General features: G+C 44.2%; 3 protein-coding genes. All 3 read left to right on the forward strand.

Going from position 1 to position 2,404, the window contains the following annotated elements; genetic code table 11:
- Positions 1-209 precede the first annotated feature (209 nt).
- The 3 genes from ispE (at position 210) to WB217_RS03285 (ending at position 2,399) form a co-directional block, all read left to right on the forward strand.
- The gene (gene ispE / locus WB217_RS03275; RefSeq protein ID WP_423990599.1) at positions 210-1,079 is read left to right on the forward strand and encodes a 4-(cytidine 5'-diphospho)-2-C-methyl-D-erythritol kinase; all 870 of its coding nucleotides are present in this window, start codon (positions 210-212) and stop codon (positions 1,077-1,079) included.
- Between the two features lie 55 nt (positions 1,080-1,134).
- Positions 1,135-1,959, forward strand: a complete 825-nt coding sequence (gene purR, locus WB217_RS03280) for a pur operon repressor (RefSeq protein ID WP_423990601.1) — start codon at positions 1,135-1,137, stop codon at positions 1,957-1,959.
- 65 nt (positions 1,960-2,024) lie between these two features.
- The gene (locus WB217_RS03285; RefSeq protein ID WP_335432589.1) at positions 2,025-2,399 is read left to right on the forward strand and encodes a RidA family protein; all 375 of its coding nucleotides are present in this window, start codon (positions 2,025-2,027) and stop codon (positions 2,397-2,399) included.
- The last annotated feature ends 5 nt before the right edge of the window (positions 2,400-2,404 follow it).

The raw sequence follows: 2,404 nt of genomic DNA on the forward strand, positions 1-2,404 counted from the left end.
TGTTTAATGTAGGTCAGCCATACTGGAAGTTATTTACCTGTAAACTTTACTGCAAAACACCGTATATTCCCTAATTATTTGTGAATTTACTGTATTCGACATAATGCAAATGATAAAATAAAGGAATGTTTCGAGGAGATGAGTCTTACTTTTATCGATTTGTGGTAAAATAGGACAAAATGTGGAATTCGTTAAAGTAGGTGGAAGCAGTGAAGATTTTAGTGAAGGCGCCAGCGAAAATTAATTTGTCGCTAGATGTGTTGCATAAACGTCCGGACGGTTACCATGAAGTTGAAATGGTGATGACGACGATTGATTTGGCTGACCGCATTGAGCTTAGTTTACTTGAGGAAGACAGGATTGTAATCCATTCACACAATAGATTTGTTCCCGATGATCAGCGGAACCTTGCTTATCAGGCAGCCCATTTATTGAAGGAAAGATTCCAGGTGAAAAAAGGCGTAGTCATCGGTATCGAAAAAACGATTCCTGTCGCTGCGGGCCTGGCTGGAGGCAGCAGTGATGCGGCAGCTACGCTAAGAGGGCTGAACAAGCTCTGGAACCTTGGCCTGACCTTGGACGAACTAGCCGTGCTGGGTGCGGAAATAGGCTCGGACGTTTCTTTCTGTGTGTATGGTGGAACGGCACTGGCGACCGGCCGGGGAGAAATCATCGAGGAGCTTCCAGTCCCGCCGACATGCTGGGTTGTCCTGGCTAAGCCTTTTATCGGCGTCTCAACAGCAGAGGTTTATCGTCGTTTACATGTAGATAAGATTCAACATCCGCCTACCAAAGAAATGATTTCTGCGATAGAAAATGGGGATTTCCATGGGGTATGCAACAGCGTTGGTAATGTGCTGGAGGATGTAACCCTGTCACTATATCCGGAAGTGGCCCAAATTAAAGATCAAATGAAGCGCTTTGGAGCGGATGCGGTTTTGATGAGCGGCAGCGGCCCAACCGTTTTCAGCCTTGTAGAGCATGATTCGCGGATGCATCGGATTTATAATGGTTTAAGAGGATTTTGTGATCAGGTATTTGCTGTCAGAATGCTTGGGGAACGGCATACCCTTGATTAAATCCGTATAATGGTGGTATATTAACCTTAAATATTCGGATTTTGGGGGTTCTTCAATGAAATTTCGACGCAGCGAGCGTTTGATTGATATGACGACTTATTTACTTGAACATCCTCGCCAACTGGTACCGTTAACTTATTTCGCGGAGAAATATGGCTCTGCCAAATCCTCGATCAGCGAAGATCTTGGAATCATCAAAGAGACCTTTGAGCAGCGTGGAATCGGCGTGCTGCAAACGGTGCCAGGTGCTGCTGGGGGAGTTAAGTTCCACGTCAATATCAGTGACGATAAAGCGAAAGAAGTAATAAATGAACTCTGCACGATCATGGCCAGTCCTGCCAGGCTGTTGCCAGGCGGTTATTTATACATGAACGATATCATTGGTAACCCTGCGATTGTCCAGGAGGTTGGCAGGCTGCTTGCTTCTGCTTATGCTAAAAAAAATATTGAGGTAGTGATGACTGTTGCGACAAAAGGGATCCCGATCGCCTATGCAGTGGCAAGCTATTTAAATGTCCCAGTTGTAATAGTCCGAAGAGACAGCAAGGTAACAGAAGGTTCAACTGTCAGCATCAATTATGTTTCAGGTTCGTCAAAAAGGATCCAGACAATGGTGCTTTCTAAACGAAGCCTTGCAGTGGGTACGAAGGTATTGATCGTGGACGACTTCATGAAAGCAGGCGGAACGGTCAATGGGATGATCAATCTGCTTGAAGAGTTTAATGCAGAATTAGCGGGAATTGCCGTTCTTGTTGAATCAGAAAATATCGAAGAAAGACTAGTGGATGAGTATCTCTCACTGGTACGCCTTTCGAATGTTGATGTAAAAGAACGAAAAATAACCGTGAGTGAAGGAAATTACTTCTTGCGTAAAGAATAACTCTATTAAAAAGGCTCCTTTATAACAGGGGAAAACAGCCTTTAATAATAAGATGGGGTGACAATATGAATATTGTACAAACTTCAAATGCGCCAGCTGCAATTGGCCCGTACTCCCAAGGTGTTGTAGTCAACAATCTGTTCTTCAGTTCTGGCCAGATTCCATTGACTGCAGAAGGTGTAATGGTTGAAGGAGATATCCAGGCCCAGGCACATCAGGTCTTTAAAAATCTGACAGCTGTACTGGAGGCTGCGGGAGCATCCTTGGAGACCGTTGTAAAAGCAACTGTATTTATTAAGAATATGGATGAATTTGCTCAATTGAATGAAGTGTATGGGGAGTATTTCAATGTTCATAAGCCTGCACGTTCGACAGTAGAGGTAGCAAGACTTCCGAAAGATGCATTGGTAGAGATTGAAGTAATCGCGCTCGTTAAATAACGGGC

The sequence above is a fragment of the Mesobacillus sp. genome (assembly GCF_049588175.1).
Taxonomy (GTDB): Bacteria; Bacillota; Bacilli; order Bacillales; family Cytobacillaceae; genus Mesobacillus.

Bases quoted from the DNA above. Each gene is read 5' to 3' on its own strand.
- purR (WP_423990601.1), top strand. From the start codon at position 1,135: ATGAAATTTCGACGCAGCGAGCGTTTGATTGATATGACGACTTATTTA.
- WB217_RS03285 (WP_335432589.1), top strand. From the start codon at position 2,025: ATGAATATTGTACAAACTTCAAATGCGCCAGCTGCAATTGGCCCGTAC.